Source organism: Yoonia sp. R2-816 (assembly GCF_046762905.1).
In the GTDB taxonomy this organism is placed as follows: domain Bacteria; phylum Pseudomonadota; class Alphaproteobacteria; order Rhodobacterales; family Rhodobacteraceae; genus Yoonia.
Window position 1 is genome coordinate 77307 of sequence record NZ_JBKQXN010000179.1, and the last position, 14825, is coordinate 92131.

Annotated in this window: 24 protein-coding genes and 1 pseudogene; 4 read left to right on the plus strand and 21 right to left on the minus strand. The window is 56.9% G+C overall.

Features of this window, described 5'->3' with window-relative positions; translation table 11 throughout:
- From rpsN to rpmC, 6 genes are all read right to left on the minus strand, one after another.
- The gene (gene rpsN, locus ACFWW2_RS07870; RefSeq protein WP_339955412.1) at positions 1 to 306 is read right to left on the minus strand and encodes a 30S ribosomal protein S14; all 306 of its coding nucleotides are present in this window, start codon (positions 304 to 306) and stop codon (positions 1 to 3) included.
- Between the two features lie 20 nt (positions 307 to 326).
- Positions 327 to 890 (minus strand): 50S ribosomal protein L5, encoded by a 564-nt coding sequence (gene rplE / locus ACFWW2_RS07875; RefSeq protein ID WP_393927398.1) that lies wholly within the window; start codon positions 888 to 890, stop codon positions 327 to 329.
- On the minus strand, positions 890 to 1195 hold the full coding sequence (rplX, locus tag ACFWW2_RS07880; protein ID WP_393927399.1) for a 50S ribosomal protein L24: 306 nt from the start codon (positions 1193 to 1195) through the stop codon (positions 890 to 892). Before rplX ends, rplE begins: the two co-directional genes overlap by 1 nt.
- Positions 1195 to 1563 (minus strand): 50S ribosomal protein L14, encoded by a 369-nt coding sequence (gene rplN, locus ACFWW2_RS07885; protein WP_108813549.1) that lies wholly within the window; start codon positions 1561 to 1563, stop codon positions 1195 to 1197. Before rplN ends, rplX begins: the two co-directional genes overlap by 1 nt.
- Before the next feature lie 79 nt (positions 1564 to 1642).
- The gene (rpsQ, locus tag ACFWW2_RS07890) at positions 1643 to 1873 is read right to left on the minus strand and encodes a 30S ribosomal protein S17 (RefSeq protein WP_019953317.1); all 231 of its coding nucleotides are present in this window, start codon (positions 1871 to 1873) and stop codon (positions 1643 to 1645) included.
- A gap of 4 nt (positions 1874 to 1877) precedes the next feature.
- On the minus strand, positions 1878 to 2084 hold the full coding sequence (rpmC, locus tag ACFWW2_RS07895; protein ID WP_393927403.1) for a 50S ribosomal protein L29: 207 nt from the start codon (positions 2082 to 2084) through the stop codon (positions 1878 to 1880).
- A gap of 121 nt (positions 2085 to 2205) precedes the next feature.
- Between rpmC and ACFWW2_RS07900 the strand changes: the two genes are divergently transcribed.
- On the plus strand, positions 2206 to 2724 hold the full coding sequence (locus ACFWW2_RS07900) for a hypothetical protein (protein WP_393927405.1): 519 nt from the start codon (positions 2206 to 2208) through the stop codon (positions 2722 to 2724).
- A gap of 417 nt (positions 2725 to 3141) precedes the next feature.
- A complete protein-coding gene (locus ACFWW2_RS07905) occupies positions 3142 to 3474 on the plus strand; it encodes a hypothetical protein (RefSeq protein WP_393927407.1) in 333 nt (110 codons plus the stop codon).
- A gap of 381 nt (positions 3475 to 3855) precedes the next feature.
- Here the strand turns inward: ACFWW2_RS07905 and ACFWW2_RS07910 are convergent, their stop codons facing one another.
- Positions 3856 to 4932: a LysM peptidoglycan-binding domain-containing protein gene (locus ACFWW2_RS07910; RefSeq protein WP_393927409.1), complete on the minus strand. Its 1077-nt coding sequence runs from the start codon at positions 4930 to 4932 to the stop codon at positions 3856 to 3858.
- A 194-nt stretch (positions 4933 to 5126) separates the two neighbouring features.
- Between ACFWW2_RS07910 and ACFWW2_RS07915 the strand changes: the two genes are divergently transcribed.
- Both ACFWW2_RS07915 and ACFWW2_RS07920 read left to right on the plus strand, forming a co-directional pair.
- Positions 5127 to 5375, plus strand: a complete 249-nt coding sequence (locus tag ACFWW2_RS07915; RefSeq protein WP_393927411.1) for a YdcH family protein — start codon at positions 5127 to 5129, stop codon at positions 5373 to 5375.
- Between the two features lie 42 nt (positions 5376 to 5417).
- Entirely contained in the window at positions 5418 to 6041 is a 624-nt protein-coding gene (locus ACFWW2_RS07920) for a TIGR02466 family protein (protein WP_393927412.1), read from the plus strand.
- Positions 6042 to 6240: 199 nt separating this feature from the next.
- Here ACFWW2_RS07920 and ACFWW2_RS07925 read toward each other — a convergent pair whose 3' ends face one another.
- The 14 genes and pseudogenes from ACFWW2_RS07925 to tuf all read right to left on the minus strand — a co-directional run.
- Positions 6241 to 6783 (minus strand): peptidoglycan-binding domain-containing protein, encoded by a 543-nt coding sequence (locus tag ACFWW2_RS07925; RefSeq protein WP_393927414.1) that lies wholly within the window; start codon positions 6781 to 6783, stop codon positions 6241 to 6243.
- Between the two features lie 284 nt (positions 6784 to 7067).
- Positions 7068 to 7472 (minus strand): hypothetical protein, encoded by a 405-nt coding sequence (locus ACFWW2_RS07930; protein ID WP_393927415.1) that lies wholly within the window; start codon positions 7470 to 7472, stop codon positions 7068 to 7070.
- 172 nt (positions 7473 to 7644) lie between these two features.
- Positions 7645 to 8058, minus strand: coding sequence for a 50S ribosomal protein L16 (gene rplP, locus ACFWW2_RS07935; protein ID WP_100367924.1), 414 nt, complete (start codon positions 8056 to 8058; stop codon positions 7645 to 7647).
- 12 nt (positions 8059 to 8070) lie between these two features.
- Positions 8071 to 8775 carry a 30S ribosomal protein S3 gene (gene rpsC / locus ACFWW2_RS07940; protein WP_393927418.1) on the minus strand — a complete coding sequence of 235 codons (705 nt, stop codon included), beginning with the start codon at positions 8773 to 8775 and terminating at the stop codon, positions 8071 to 8073.
- On the minus strand, positions 8775 to 9155 hold the full coding sequence (gene rplV / locus ACFWW2_RS07945; protein WP_393927419.1) for a 50S ribosomal protein L22: 381 nt from the start codon (positions 9153 to 9155) through the stop codon (positions 8775 to 8777). The genes rpsC and rplV overlap by 1 nt, the downstream gene beginning before the upstream one ends.
- A 3-nt stretch (positions 9156 to 9158) precedes the next feature.
- Positions 9159 to 9437: a 30S ribosomal protein S19 gene (gene rpsS, locus ACFWW2_RS07950; protein WP_008236480.1), complete on the minus strand. Its 279-nt coding sequence runs from the start codon at positions 9435 to 9437 to the stop codon at positions 9159 to 9161.
- A gap of 2 nt (positions 9438 to 9439) precedes the next feature.
- Positions 9440 to 10282, minus strand: a complete 843-nt coding sequence (rplB, locus tag ACFWW2_RS07955) for a 50S ribosomal protein L2 (RefSeq protein ID WP_393927421.1) — start codon at positions 10280 to 10282, stop codon at positions 9440 to 9442.
- Between the two features lie 170 nt (positions 10283 to 10452).
- Positions 10453 to 11235, minus strand: a complete 783-nt coding sequence (locus tag ACFWW2_RS07960) for a hypothetical protein (protein WP_393927423.1) — start codon at positions 11233 to 11235, stop codon at positions 10453 to 10455.
- Between the two features lie 327 nt (positions 11236 to 11562).
- Complete coding sequence (locus ACFWW2_RS07965; RefSeq protein ID WP_393927426.1) at positions 11563 to 11859, minus strand: 50S ribosomal protein L23; 297 nt, start codon at positions 11857 to 11859, stop codon at positions 11563 to 11565.
- The gene (rplD, locus tag ACFWW2_RS07970) at positions 11856 to 12476 is read right to left on the minus strand and encodes a 50S ribosomal protein L4 (RefSeq protein WP_393927429.1); all 621 of its coding nucleotides are present in this window, start codon (positions 12474 to 12476) and stop codon (positions 11856 to 11858) included. Before rplD ends, ACFWW2_RS07965 begins: the two co-directional genes overlap by 4 nt.
- Entirely contained in the window at positions 12466 to 13317 is an 852-nt protein-coding gene (gene rplC / locus ACFWW2_RS07975) for a 50S ribosomal protein L3 (RefSeq protein WP_393927431.1), read from the minus strand. Before rplC ends, rplD begins: the two co-directional genes overlap by 11 nt.
- A gap of 12 nt (positions 13318 to 13329) precedes the next feature.
- On the minus strand, positions 13330 to 13644 hold the full coding sequence (gene rpsJ, locus ACFWW2_RS07980; RefSeq protein ID WP_339954202.1) for a 30S ribosomal protein S10: 315 nt from the start codon (positions 13642 to 13644) through the stop codon (positions 13330 to 13332).
- 228 nt (positions 13645 to 13872) lie between these two features.
- Entirely contained in the window at positions 13873 to 14463 is a 591-nt protein-coding gene (locus tag ACFWW2_RS07985; RefSeq protein WP_393927432.1) for a hypothetical protein, read from the minus strand.
- Between the two features lie 196 nt (positions 14464 to 14659).
- A pseudogene (gene tuf / locus ACFWW2_RS07990) lies at positions 14660 to 14825 on the minus strand (elongation factor Tu); the annotation flags it as partial.

Below are 14825 nucleotides of genomic sequence, written 5' to 3' on the forward strand. Positions count from 1 at the left end.
TTACCAGCTTGACTTGACCATGCCGGGGATTTCGCCATTGGACCCAAGGTCCCGCAGCGCGATCCGGCTGATCTTCAGTTTACGGTAATAGGCGTGTGGACGCCCGGTGAGCTGGCAACGGTTGTGCAGACGGGTAGCCGAAGAATTGCGGGGCAATTTTGCCAATTCAAGGGATGCCTTGAACCGCTCTTCGACGGGCTTGTCGCGGTCGTTGATGATCGCCTTCAGCGCGGCGCGCTTTTCAGCGTACTGGGCCACCAGCTTTTCGCGCTTCTTCTCGCGCTCGATCATGGATTTCTTAGCCATATCTAATCTCTCCCTGGCGCTTAGCTGTTGAACGGCATGTTGAAGGCTTTCAACAATGCTTTTGCTTCAGCGTCAGTGTTCGCTGTGGTGCAGATGACGATGTCCATTCCCCACATCTCATCAACCTTATCAAAGTTGATTTCGGGGAACACGATGTGCTCTTTCAGGCCGGTGGCATAGTTGCCGCGGCCATCAAAAGACTTGCCCGACACGCCGCGGAAGTCGCGGATACGGGGCATGGCCACTGTGATCAGACGGTCCAGGAATTCATACATCCGGTCGCCGCGCAATGTGACCTTGGCACCCAGAGGCATGTCCTCGCGGACGCGGAAACCGGCGATCGATTTCTTGGCCTTGGTTGTCATGGCTTTCTGACCGGCGATGGTGGTCAGGTCTTCCTGGGCTGACTTGGCTTTCTTGCTGTCACGGACAGCTTCGGCACCGCAGCCAATGTTCAGAACGATCTTGTCCAAACGTGGGATCTGCATGTCATTCTTATAGCCGAACTCTTCCTTCATCGACGCACGAACGGTCGACGCATAAAGAGCCTTCAGGCGGGGGGTATAGTTTGCAGCGTCAAGCATCAGATCGCATCCCCTGTTGTCTTGGCGAAACGGACCTTCTTGTCGCCATCCATACGGAAGCCGACGCGGGACGCCTTGCCATTTGCATCAACAATCGCGAGGTTGCTCAGCTGGATCGGCATCGCCTTCGGCGTGCGGCCACCCTGAGATTGCGCAGACTGTTTCACATGACGGATCGAGATGTTGATCCCGTCCACGATGGCCTTGCCGGATTTCGGGTCAACCGACGAAATCTCGCCTGTCTTGCCCTTGTCCTTGCCGGCAAGCACGATGACCTTGTCACCTTTGCGGAGTTTGGCAGCCATCACAGCACCTCCGGAGCAAGCGAGATGATTTTCATGAAGTTCTTGGCGCGCAGCTCGCGAACAACCGGGCCAAAGATACGGGTACCGATCGGCTCATTGTTGTTGTTGAGGATGACAGCAGCGTTGCTGTCAAAGCGGATGGCGGTGCCATCTTCGCGGCGAACTTCTTTGGCGGTGCGTACGACGACGGCCTTGCGGACGTCACCTTTCTTCACGCGACCACGTGGAATGGCTTCCTTCACCGATACGACGATAATGTCACCGACACTCGCGTAACGACGGTGGGAACCACCCAGAACCTTGATGCACTGAACACGGCGGGCGCCGCTGTTGTCAGCTACATCCAGATTGGTCTGCATCTGGATCATTTGGTTTCTCCCGACCTTTGGGGATTTGTCCGATTTCCGACCGGACCCCCAGGGTTTCGTTGAACCAGGCTGTTACTGCTTAAGAAGCAATAACCTCCCAGCGTTTGGTTTTCGATTTCGGCGCACATTCCTGGATACGGACGGTGTCACCAACGTTGAAAGCGTTGTTTTCGTCGTGGGCCCGGTATTTCTTGGACTTACGGACGGTCTTTTGCAGCAGCGGGTGCTTGAAACGGCGCTCGACCTGAACAGTGACGGTCTGGGCGTTCTGGTTGCTTGTCACAACCCCTTGCAGGATACGCTTAGGCATACTCTTAAGCCTCCGATGCGGCCGCTGCGGCCTTTTCGTTCAGAATGGTTTTGACTTTCGCGGCGTTCCGGCGGGCGGCACGCATCGCAGCAGTGTTTTCAAGCTGGCCGGTGGCCTGCTGGAAGCGCAGGTTAAAGGCTTCTTTCTTCAGATTGGTCAACTCTTCACGGAGCTGATCGGGAGTTTTCTCCCGCAGTTCTTTGGCATTCATTGCCTTGTCCTTTCAACATCACCGGCAGGCCGCTACGCAAGCGTGACCCGATTCCCGGTGGAGTGGGTGTAGAAGTGGGCCGTATAGGGGGGGATGGTGAGGTTGGCAAGAGTTATTACTGTTGAAAATCGACCGCGACGCGGTATCCGTGAAGAACAGATTACAGGAGGCGATGCAATTGCGCTGGTCCAAGCTAAAACAACAGTTAGAAGTCCGCTTCGCGCCTGCATTACAGGGCTGCCTTTCTGTTGAACTCACAAAGTATTCCAAGCCGACGCGCAGCGAGAATGGCGAGTTCTTTGTCTTGCTGGACAACAAGAAGATCTTTTCAGCGTCCGAATATGCAGCGTACAGAGACAGCGCCGGACAATACTACCGCCAGCCTGAAGACTTTGATGCGCACGGCATCACGACGGAATTCAGGGCATATGATGATCTTCACCAGTCCCTCAGTTGGTCGATAGACGAGTTTGCATCGAAGCCCAATCCACTCCTAAGAGGACTCGCAGCTGCGGATAGCCGGTTTGGCCGTCGCCGCCTGGCCGAAGTCAGGATTGATGAGGAGAACCCGTTTGTGGTTGAAATCGTGAATGCCCGTTTGGCAAAGGCGACCGGTCCAGCCGTCTTGCCCGGACGATAGGCCGGGCAGCGCCCGACCTCCCCCCGGAGGGCGCTTTTGCGACGTCACAAACAACGCAACGCCACTCCTGTCGGCACCCTCACCCGCAACACAACTCATCCAAACGCCCTCCAGGTCGGGCACTGCCCTCAGCACTATTACGCAACGCAGTCCCGGACTTGATCCGGGACCTCACACCAAACGTTGCCCTACCAACCCCCCGCCCGTCCGGGGCAAAGGAAACAGCTCGCGGGGAAACGCCACCCCACCCTTTCCTTCTAATTGACAAACATCAATCTGCCCGGCCCGCGCCGCATTACGCTTGAAAGGCCCAGGCACCGCCATGCCTTATTCACTGTCCCGTATTGGCGGCAACCATGATGCAGATAAGCGTCATATCAATAGCCTGGGCCAGACACGTCTAAATAGGAGAAAACGATGTTTAGAATTAAAACTACGCTGGCATGTCTCGTGGCTATTGGCTCGGCCGGTTTCGCTTTCGCAGACACTTCTTATTTCCAACTCGACCACACCATTGAAGCGGGCGACCAGATCGATCTGGGCACCGTTCGGGCCGATGATGGTGGCACGCTGGAGCTTTATTCCTTCCATTGCGGCACCAAGGGCGAATTGCTGGCGACAGAATCGCTATTGCCCGGCGTGAATGAAAACGTGCGCATGGATGTCGGCCTTGGCGCACCAAGCGAAGTGCTGGCCGTGATCAATAAGGATGGTCAGGAACTGGCCTATCAGATTTTCACCCTGCGGTGATAACGTCATGCCGGGTGTTCCGACATCCGGCATCGTCCCATATTGCCGAAGGCCGCATGAAAAGCTGTGCGGCCTTCAGGCAGTTCCCCGAGCGGATCAATCAGCTGTATGTCTTAACGCCGCATTCACACTTGCACCGTGCGCCGCGTTAAACCGGCAAAATCGCCCAAAAGGGTCCGACGCAAGTCCGACGTTTTGCCGACGCGATGCCGACCGCTCATTTTCGCCAAAACCCCAGTATTAACTGATGATTCGCAAAAGCGGCTCGATAAGGGTGTCGCGCGCCCGTCTGCCCCCCACCGAACGTTGCGTACCCCCCACACGCAAAACACCCGCTCGAGGTAATCGGACGGGTGTTTCAGCGGCGTCGAAGAAAGCCGTTTAACCTTGGCTCAACTCACGAAACGCGGTCATGTGGCGGCGCACGGTCTGGAACCACAATCCGGTTTCCTTGATGTTGCCCAGCCCGTTATTGACCACGGCCAAAATCTCATCCGCCTGCGGATGGGTCTTGGCGATCACCGCATGCAGCACGTCCACAAATGTCAGCGCCTCATGCATCTGGACGCGGTCCTGTGCGCCCAGTTCAGCGATCCGGCCTTCGGCCACATCGACAGCGATCAGCGCGGCATCGGCCTTGTTTTCAAGGATGAAATTCACACAGTCGGCCGCGGTCGGGGCGCGTACAACCTCGATCACCGGCGCGACCAGATCAACCTCTTCCATCGGCGCCAGGGTATAGGCCTCGGCCCGGCAGATGCGCTTGCCATGCAGCGCGGAATGCTCTGCAAATGCAGGATCGGCGGACGGGCTGTAGTAGCCCAGCACTTCCTCATAAAGCGGATCACTGAACGCCAGATTGTTGCAACGGAACTTGGATTCATCTTCCAGCTTGTCGAACAATTCACAGTTCGGCTGGCTCCAGCCAATGCTGATATCATAGGCGTGATCGGTGATCAGCGGCTGCAGATGCGCGCCATCATCATTGATGAAATCAATCTGGTATTCCGGCTTACTGTCGGCATTCTCAAGGGCTAAGTTTATGATTTCAGTCAACAATCCGCCCTGCGCCTGATCTTCATCCATGAACGGCGCCCAGCCGGTCGCGGTCAACACGCGAATGGGGCGGTCACCCGATGGTCCGGGCAGCGCCTCGATCGTGCGCTGACGGATGGCAGAGGCATCCGCGGTCGATGCCTGCACGGCCCCGTCAAGGCAGGGAATAAACAGACGGTCGCCCACATTGATCGCACCGGGATCGCCACCGATGATATCTACATTGGCGCTATAGATCAGGGTATAATTGGCCGTATCGCCATAGACCCGCCTGGCGATGCTGGACAGATAATCGCCTGATTCAACAACATAATCCTGCCCGCACGCGATGTTTTGCGCCGAAGCGGACGCCGCCGCGACGCACAGGCCGGATGTCAGAAGAAGGGATTTGAGTAAACGCATATCGTTTCGCCTTTTTGCATTTTATGACGGGCTAAGCCCGTTTGATGCCTGTGCGTAGACAGCGGATGTGGCGGGAATTTGGCAGAACACTGGTTAATTTGCCGCCATTTGGGCAGAGCACATTTCTTGATTTGCATCAACGACGCCGCCCGCGCGCCGGATAATCTGGGCCCAACGCAAAACAGGAGAGACAAATGTCCCACACCCCGCACGAACTGGCCGAAGAGTTCCCCGAACATGTCGATCGCATACACGATCTGCGGCAGTCCGACGCTCATTTCGCCAAGATGTTCGACGCGTATCACGTGACCAATCGGGCGGTGCACCGGGCCGAAACAAATGTCGAACCCACCTCCGACGATCATCTGATTGACCTGCGCAAGGAACGCGTGATGCTCAAGGATCAGATTTATGCCTACCTGACCAAACAGGCAGCGGGGTAAAGACCCGCTCGCGCATCGCTATGGCCTGGGTTAAGACGGGCCATGGCTGATATCAGATCCCTTTTCGCAACCCGTCTTTACCACGCCAAACTGTCCGAGCGTGGCAATGCTGTTGACCCGACCGAGCTGCAGAACTCCTGCCTTGTCATCGCCGATGACGACGAGGCCGGGCAGGATTGGTGCGAGGCGAATGGCTATCCCGGCTACACCTCCTACGCGTCCCTGACCGACCTGCCATGGCGGTTCCCGATCTTTGCCGATCTCGCCCGCGCGTTGGACGCTCATGTGGCTGAATTCGCAAAGGATTTGCAGTTCGATCTGGGCGATAAGTCCCCGAAGCTGGAAGATATCTGGATCAACATCCTCCCCCCCGGCGGCATCCATACCGGCCACATACACCCCCATTCAGTGATCAGCGGCACGACCTATGTGGCGATGCCCGACGGGGCAAGCGCGCTGAAACTCGAAGACCCGCGCCTGCCCATGATGATGGCCGCCCCGACACGGACAAAAGAGGCGCGGGATGAGTTGCGCCCGTTCATCTACGTGACACCTCAGGTCGGTGACGTCCTGCTGTGGGAAAGCTGGCTGCGACACGAAGTGCCTATGAATATGGCCGAAGATGACGAACGGATATCCGTCAGTTTCAACTATAGCTGGGGTTAGGCAGCGACCTGCCCTGTAGCCTGAAAAACCCACCGAGAATAAATAGGGGGGTCGCGCGTGATCCCTGCAGACCCGTGGCCGGTGTGGTCTGTTTCCTATCGCGCGGTCCGTGACCGCCGGACGAGATGAGCCGGGCTTTGGGGCTATAGGCGGCGGGACGGGGATTGCCCTGCCTTGGGCGGCAGGGGCGCTGTTGGATTTAGCCAAACCAACCTTTGACCCTGCCCCAGACCGAGGTAGGCGGTTCTGCCGTTTCTTCGGCTTCGGCGACGTCGGTGCCATTCAGGTCTGGCAATGGCTCTGCCTCGAAATGTTCTTCGTCCGGTTGCACGGCGGCTTTTTCGACGACAGCGGGTGTGATTTCTGCAAAGCTGTCCATTTTCGCCAGCGTGTTGGGACCCGCGATACCGTCGACGGTTAGGCCGTTGGCCGCCTGGAAATCCTTGACCTTCTGGGCGGTGCCGGCGCCATAGATGCCGTCAGCCGTCGCACCCAGCGCCGCTTGCAGTTTCTTGACCTGCGCGCCGCGCGATCCCTGCCGCAGCAGGATCAGTTCGTGCAGGCCCATCGCCGCAAATGTATCGGGACCGGCGATGCCGTCAGCGGCCAGACCATTGGCGGCCTGCCAGTCCTTGAGCGCCTTTTCGGTGCCCGGGCCGAAATCACCATCGGCGGTGACGCCCAGTTTGCTTTGCAGACGTTTGACCGGCGCGCCCATGAGGCCGCGTTTGAGAATGGACATGAGATAATCCCTTTCGTTTTCGTGAGAGTGGCGTGATCCGAAGTTCACTTGATCCCCACCCTATCCGGCAATGGCGAGTGCTACGAGGAGAAAGGATTGAAGGGGCATTTGCCGCCTATGGGCGGATGATGGGCAAGGCTGCCCATCATCGCTGGCGACCGGTTTCAGAAATTGAACCCGAGGACTGCCTGTGTGCTGACCCCTGTCGCGCGTATCCCGAGTGTCACGCTTTCAAAGGAGAAATTGATCAGCGCCCCATAGTTGAAATCATAATCGACCTCTGGTTACTGAGCGGCATAGCACTGGAAGCCGATGAAAGAGTCGGAGCAATCGGCGAAGGATTCCCGCAGCCCGAGAATCAGCGATGCGTCGGTTCTGAAGCCCGAGGTTTTGTAGACGTTCGCGCCGATCAGGGCGTTGATCGACAATGCCTGCCGGAGCGAGTCGCCGCCATAGGTGGAATCGGGCATTTCGCCTTCGGCAGCGATATCAAAGCCGAAGAGGAGTGAGCTGGACCTCGAAGAACCAAGAACGCCGATGACGAAGGGGGTTTCGTCTGTTTCGGTGGTGGCGCCGTCGTTGTTTAGCCCGCCGCCGATATAGAAGACGCCTGGTGTCCCCGATTGGGCGGTCGCTGCAGAGCCGAGGACCAGTGAAAGAAGCAGTGCAGTCAGATGAGTTTTGAACATCTGAAAGGTTCTATGATGTGTTTGATGATCCGCACAACTACGGGAAGATTGCGCAGAACCTATGTTCGAATTGCGCACGGTTGGTGACGTGGGGAATCTGGTAACAATAAACCCCCGCCGAGAAATCGGCGGGGGTTTATTTTCTCAAACGGGTCCCGAAGGGATCGTCGGTTTACCAGTCTTCCCGAACCACTGTCCGTGTTTTGATCGGCAGCTTCATCGCAGCCAGACGCAGGGCTTCGCGGGCGATTGTTTCGTTAACGCCGTCGATTTCGAACATCACGCGGCCGGGTTTGACCTTGCATGCCCAAAAATCGATGGAGCCTTTACCCTTACCCATACGAACTTCGACGGGTTTGGACGTCACGGGCGTATCGGGGAAGATACGGATCCAGACGCGGCCCTGACGCTTCATGTGGCGCGTCATGGCACGACGGGCGGCTTCGATCTGGCGCGCTGTGATACGCTCCGGCTCGATGGCCTTCAGGCCGTAGGTGCCAAAGTTCAGGTCAGACCCGCCCTTGGCTTCGCCCCGAATGCGGCCCTTGTGCAGCTTGCGGTGTTTGGTGCGCTTTGGTTGCAGCATATCATCTACTCCTTAGCGGCGGCCGGGGCCGCGAGGGATGGCACCCTCTTGCAGCTCGGCATGTTTGCGATCGTGCGCTGACGGATCATGCTCCATGATCTCACCTTTGTAGATGAAGACCTTGATGCCGATGATCCCGTAAGGCGTCATCGCCTCGTACAGTGCGTAGTCGATATCGGCACGCAGGGTGTGCAGCGGCACGCGGCCTTCACGGTACCATTCGGTACGTGCGATTTCAGCGCCACCCAGACGACCGGCGAGGTTCACCCGGATACCCAAGGCACCCATGCGCATGGCGTTCTGCACGGCGCGCTTCATCGCGCGACGGAAGGACACGCGGCGTTCCAGCTGCTGGCCGATGGATTCGGCGACCAAGGCTGCATCCAGCTCGGGCTTGCGGACCTCGACAATGTTCAGGTGCAACTCGGACGATGTCAGATTTGCCAGCTTCTTGCGCAAACCTTCGATATCCGCACCCTTTTTACCGATGATAACACCGGGGCGAGCGGCATGGATAGTGACCCGGCACTTCTTGTGCGGGCGTTCGATGATCACGCGGCTGACGCCGGCCTGAGCGCATTCTTTCTTGATGAAGTCCTTGATCTTGAGGTCTTCAAGAAGAAGGTCGCCGTAGTCTTTGGTATCGGCGTACCAGCGGCTGTCCCAGGTGCGGTTGACCTGGAGGCGCATGCCGATCGGGTTTACTTTATTACCCATTATGATTGCTCCTCAACCTGACGCACCTTGATGGTGATTTCCGAAAACGGCTTGATGATCTTGCCGAACCGGCCGCGGGCCCGGGGGCGTCCGCGCTTCATGATCAGGTTTTTACCCACATAAGCCTCGGCGACAACAAGTTCGTCGACGTCCAGGTTGTGGTTGTTTTCTGCGTTTGCGATGGCGGACTGAAGACATATCTTCACGTCACCAGCGATCCGCTTTTTGGAGAAAGTCAGGTCGGTCAGTGCCTGTTCGACTTTCTTGCCGCGGATCAGGCCAGCCACAAGGTTCAGTTTCTGCGGGGACGTGCGAAGCATGCGCAGTTTTGCCATAGCTTCGTTGTCGGCCACGCGGCGGGGGTTCTTTTCCTTGCCCATGACTTATTTCCGCTTCGCTTTTTTGTCGGCGGCGTGACCGTAATAGGTGCGGGTCGGTGAATATTCACCGAACTTCTGACCAATCATGTCTTCGCTGACGTTGACGGGGATATGCTTCTTGCCGTTGTAGACCCCAAAGGTCAGGCCAACGAACTGAGGCAGGATGGTAGAACGACGCGACCAGATCTTGATCACTTCGTTGCGGCCGCTTTCGCGGGATGCTTCGGCTTTCTTCAGCACGTAGGCATCGACGAACGGGCCTTTCCAGACGGAACGAGCCATAATTAACGACCCTTCTTCTTGGCGTGACGCGAACGGACGATAAGCCGCTGCGACGCTTTGTTTTTGTTACGGGTACGCTTGCCCTTGGTGTCTTTGCCCCATGGGGTTACAGGCGTACGACCACCAGATGTCCGGCCTTCACCACCACCATGGGGGTGGTCGATCGGGTTCATGGCCACACCACGGACACTTGGGCGGATGCCCTTGTGGCGGTTGCGGCCAGCCTTGCCGAAGTTCTGGTTGGAATTGTCGGGGTTGGATACCGCGCCAACGGTCGCCATGCATTCCTGGCGAACCAGGCGCAGTTCGCCCGACGACAGGCGGATCTGGGCATAGCCACCGTCACGACCGACGAACTGGGCATAGGTGCCTGCCGCGCGGGCGATCTGGCCGCCTTTGCCTGCTTTCAGTTCGATGTTGTGAACGATAGTACCAATCGGCATGCCGCTGAACGGCATTGCGTTGCCGGGCTTGATATCGGCCTTGGCCGACGCGATCACCTTGTCACCGACAGCCAGACGCTGCGGGGCAAGGATGTAATTCTGTGTGCCGTCTTCGTACTGGATCAGTGCGATGAAAGCGGTCCGGTTCGGGTCATATTCGATGCGGGCGACAACAGCGGACATGTCCAGTTTGTTGCGCTTGAAATCGACGATACGGTAAAGGCGTTTCGCGCCCCCACCAATGCGACGCATGGTGATCCGTCCGGTGTTGTTCCGGCCGCCTGACTTGGTCAGACCCTCTGTGAGGGCCTTGACAGGACGTCCTTTCCAAAGCTCCGAACGGTCGATCAGCACCAGCCCACGCTGGCCCGGCGTCGTCGGTTTGTACGACTTGAGTGCCATGTTAGCTTCTTCCGTTTGCTTGGCGGCCTCAGCTGAGGCCTATGTGGTTAAGGCCCCCGTAGGTGCCCGACGTAATAAAAGCGCAGCCCCGGACGAATCCGAGGCTGAGTAGATAGGGCCTGATAGGAGGGTGTGCGGCTCAGGTCAAGTACGATGTATGATCCAAACCACTATGGCGCGATAATCACGCGTACTCTTAAAGAACCTTGATGGTCTTCAAGATCACGTGCGAGACCACCCGGGTTTCCAACCTTCGCCGTGGGGTCATAAATGAAGCACACTAGCGTATCACAATCGGGGTGTTTCTGATACTTCTCCCGATCAATCAAAAGCTCTTCCCCAAGCTTCCGATCATCTAGACCTGCTCGCGTTTTTTTGACTTCGATCACTATGCGTTCGATCTTTAGCAAGAAGTCGGTACGGGATGAACTTCCAGCGTAACTGGGGACCCACTCTTCCGGCCGCACATCATCAAAATGTAGGCGCAGAAACGCGTGCAGCAAATCCTGAACATCATACTCATCATTGATCTCAAGTGTTGGCCGACCACTATGACGATTCCTAAGTTGGCGTGCCGCAACGTGAAGTTTTTGACAGATTTTTTCGATCAAGCTTAACATATCCGGCGCAGCCACTTTCAAATCATCCGGCAGACCGTACGTGTCGATTTCATCTATCATCGAAGACAGAATTGCCTGAGCTTGATCAAGTCCCATATGGAGAGCGCTAGCAAATGCGGGTTCGGGATTGTCCATCATATAGCTGCTAGGCGTGTAACTAATTCCCTTGAAGTCGTTGCTATGTCTGGAATCCGATGAAAAGACCCGCTCTATAGCAATTTCGGTGTCACGTTTCCATTTAGTGAACTTAGAAGAAGTCACAGAGGTGCCACGTACACTTTCAATCTCATCCCGGCGGCTCTTTAGAATTTCAGTTCCAAGGCTTCCAGACAATCGACGTGTTCCACATGATAAATAATTTGCGCAGGTGGAAAACCCATACAGCTTTCAGATAACCCAATCCAGCCCGGAACAAGCCGAAGGCGCCGGGCGAGCGCCTGCCCGTTCCGGCGGGCTGGCGCTTTGGTGGCGTCACGCGCATCGCATCCTTGGCGTATGTGTGGCTGCCATAAAGTGCCAGACGTCAAGGGCAGTTGCGCCATCCCACGGGCAGGCGCGCGCCCGGCTTACGCCAATGTCGGGATGGTGGGTTGTACCCACCCTACAACGAAAAAGCCCCCGGCGATTGCCGAGGGCTTTGTCATTCTTATGTAGACCGGATTACAGACCGGTGGAGACGTCGATCGTGTTGCCCTCTTCGAGCGTCACGTAGGCTTTCTTGACGTCTTTGCGGGTGCCGAGTGAGCCGCGGAACCGCTTGACCTTGCCTTTGGTGATCGATGTGTTGACCGCCTTCACCTTGACCCCGAACAGGCTTTCGACGGCCTCTTTGATCATCGGTTTGTTGGCGTCGATCGCCACTTCGAAGACAACGGCGTTCTGTTCGGACGCCATGGTTGCCTTTTCGGTGATGATCGGCTTGCGGATCACGTCGTAATGTTCTGCTTTCGCGCTCATGACAAACGAGCCTCCAGTGCTTCGACGCCTGCCTTGGTCAGCACGAGCGTGTCGGACCGCAGGATGTCATAGACGTTGGCACCCTGGCTGGGCAGCACGTCAATGGTTGAGATATTGGCCGCGGCCTTTTTGAAGTTTTCGTTCACTTCGGCCCCGTCGATGACCAGTGCGCGTTTCCAGCCCAGGTTGCCGACCATCTTGGCCAGCGCGCCGGTCTTGGCGTCCTTCACCTCGATCGTGTCGACGATCACCAGCTCGCCTGCGGCCACTTTCGCGGACAGCGCATGCTTCAGACCCAGCTTACGGAACTTCTTGGGCAGGTCGTGGGCGTGGCTGCGGGGGGTTGGCCCCTTGTAGACACCGCCCGAGCGGAAGATCGGCGCGCCGCGCGAGCCGTGGCGTGCGCCACCGGTGCCCTTCTGGCGATAGATCTTCTTGGTGGAATAGGACACTTCGGACCGGCCGAGCGTATCATGTGTGCCAGCCATGGCCTTGTTACGCTGCCAGCGGACGACGCGGTGCAGGATGTCCTTGCGGGGCTCCAGACCAAAGATGTCGTCGTTCAGATCAACGGACCCGGCTTTCTTGCCGTCCAGTTTGATTGCATCAGCCTTCATTTTTGTCGCCTCCTTCTTCTGGGGCATCTGTTTCGGCTGCGGCCTCGGCTTCAGCGGCTTCCAGTGCGGCCTGTTCTGCCTCGGCGGCGGCCTTGGCGGCGGCCTCCTCTTCAGCGGCGGCTGCGGCTGCGGCTTCGGCTGCCAGCTTTTCGGCTTCTTCCTTCATGGATTTCAGACCGGCAGGGTAAATCACGTTTTCAGGGGTCGGTTTCTTGACCGCATCCTTGATTGTGACCCAGCCACCTTTTGATCCGGGAACAGCGCCCTTGACCATGATCACGCCGCGGTCGGCATCGGTCTTGACCACTTGCAGGTTCTGGGTGGTGACTTTCGCCGCACCCATATGACCGGCCATCTTCTTGCCCTTGAACACCTTGCCGGGGTCCTGACACTGGCCGGTAGAGCCATGCGAACGGTGAGAGATCGACACACCGTGTGTCGCGCGCAGACCACCAAAGTTGTGCCGCTTCATCGCACCGGCAAAACCTTTACCGATGGATGTGCCGGACACGTCCACATACTGACCTTCGAAGTAATGGTTGGCGAGGATTTCTTCGCCCACATTGATCAGGTTCTCAGGGGCCACGCGGAACTCAGCGACCTTGCGCTTGGGTTCCACCTTGGCGGCGGCAAAGTGACCGCGCATCGCCTTGGATGTGCGCTTTGCCTTGGCGTTGCCGGCACCCAACTGAACGGCGACATAGCCGTCCTTGTCAGCGGTGCGCTGTGCGACAACCTGCAGGTTTTCGAGCGAAAGAACGGTCACAGGGATCTGCTTGCCGTCTTCCATGAACAGCCGGGTCATCCCGACTTTCTTTGCGATAAGTCCGGTACGGAGCATGATGTCTACTCCTTATACGGAAATCTGAACGTCAACACCGGCGGCCAGGTCGAGCTTCATCAGCGCGTCCACGGTCTGCGGTGTCGGGTCCACAATGTCGAGAAGGCGCTTATGCGTCCGGATCTCGAACTGATCGCGGGATTTCTTGTCAACGTGGGGACCACGCAGAACGGTGAATTTTTCGATCTTGTTTGGAAGTGGAATCGGACCACGAACAGAAGCGCCTGTGCGCTTGGCTGTGCTGACGATTTCCTGTGTGCTTGCATCAAGCACCCGGTAATCAAACGCCTTGAGGCGGATACGGATGTTTTGGCTTTGAACGGCCATATTTCATCCCCTTATACTGGGGTGAAGATCGGATTGGACGATACCGGCTCATCCGGCACCCTCATCGCGTCTTTTGTCCAACGTATAAAGGGCACGGCGGACCGCACCCTTGCTGGATAGCGGGCGTATAGGGGGAGTCGGGGGTGGTGTAAAGGGGTTTTGAGAGTTTGAACTACGTGCCCAAGCAGAAGCATTCAAATAGTGATCAACCGACGCTACGGTAAAAGATTAGTAGCTTATGACGACGCGGATAGACCGAGCGACTGACCCGCTTTCGGCGCCGCGATCAATTGCTGTCCAGTGGTTGTATTGACCGTAACCTGATGTCGAGGAGTTGATTCCGGTCGATACAACAAGTGAACTGCTGTTCAGGTCCATGATCCATGCGCCATAACCACCAGTATTCTCGTAGATGCCATCCATCATATGAATGTCATCGGAGCCATCTCGTCGATACCATATCGTCGCAACCAATGGCTCAGACGTCATGTCGTGGTCCAATTTGTAGTTTTTTCCATCTTCGACTTCGAACCAACCGGAGTCCCAAATTCCCCTCTGTACTGGATTAACAGTCGATGCTTCAACCTGCACTTCGGGAAGCTTCGGGTCACCTCCTACCTGCCCCACAACTCTTCCAATCCCTGAATTTGGGTCAGCGAATATCGAGGCCGCAAGTACAATAACGGAAAAACTCATAAAGCCAAAGACCTGTAGGTTGCTGCGGTCTCCTCGGTAGACAAGAAAAAACGACAAAAATAAACAAAATGCCGAAATTGCCAATGCGCCATAGCGCAAAAACTCCAAAATATCTGGGGTCATAGAAAAATCTCCAACAAATAAGCACTACAATTTGAATATTCATAAACTCCATAAACCGATGAACCAAGAAAAAAAGGCCGCCCCGTTTTGGGGCGGCCTTTGATGTTCCTAGAGGTCCCGGATCAGATCCGGGACGGCGTTCGTTGTCCGAAGAGAGCTGCGGTGCGTTTGCGGCCCGAAGGCCGCAAGCCACACCTTACTCGACGATCTTCGAAACAACCCCGGCGCCGACGGTGCGGCCGCCTTCGCGGATGGCGAAGCGCAGGCCGTCTTCCATGGCGATTGGCGCGATCAGTTCCACGTTGAACTTCAGGTTGTCGCCGGGCATCACCATTTCGGTGCCTGCGGGCAGCTCAACCGTG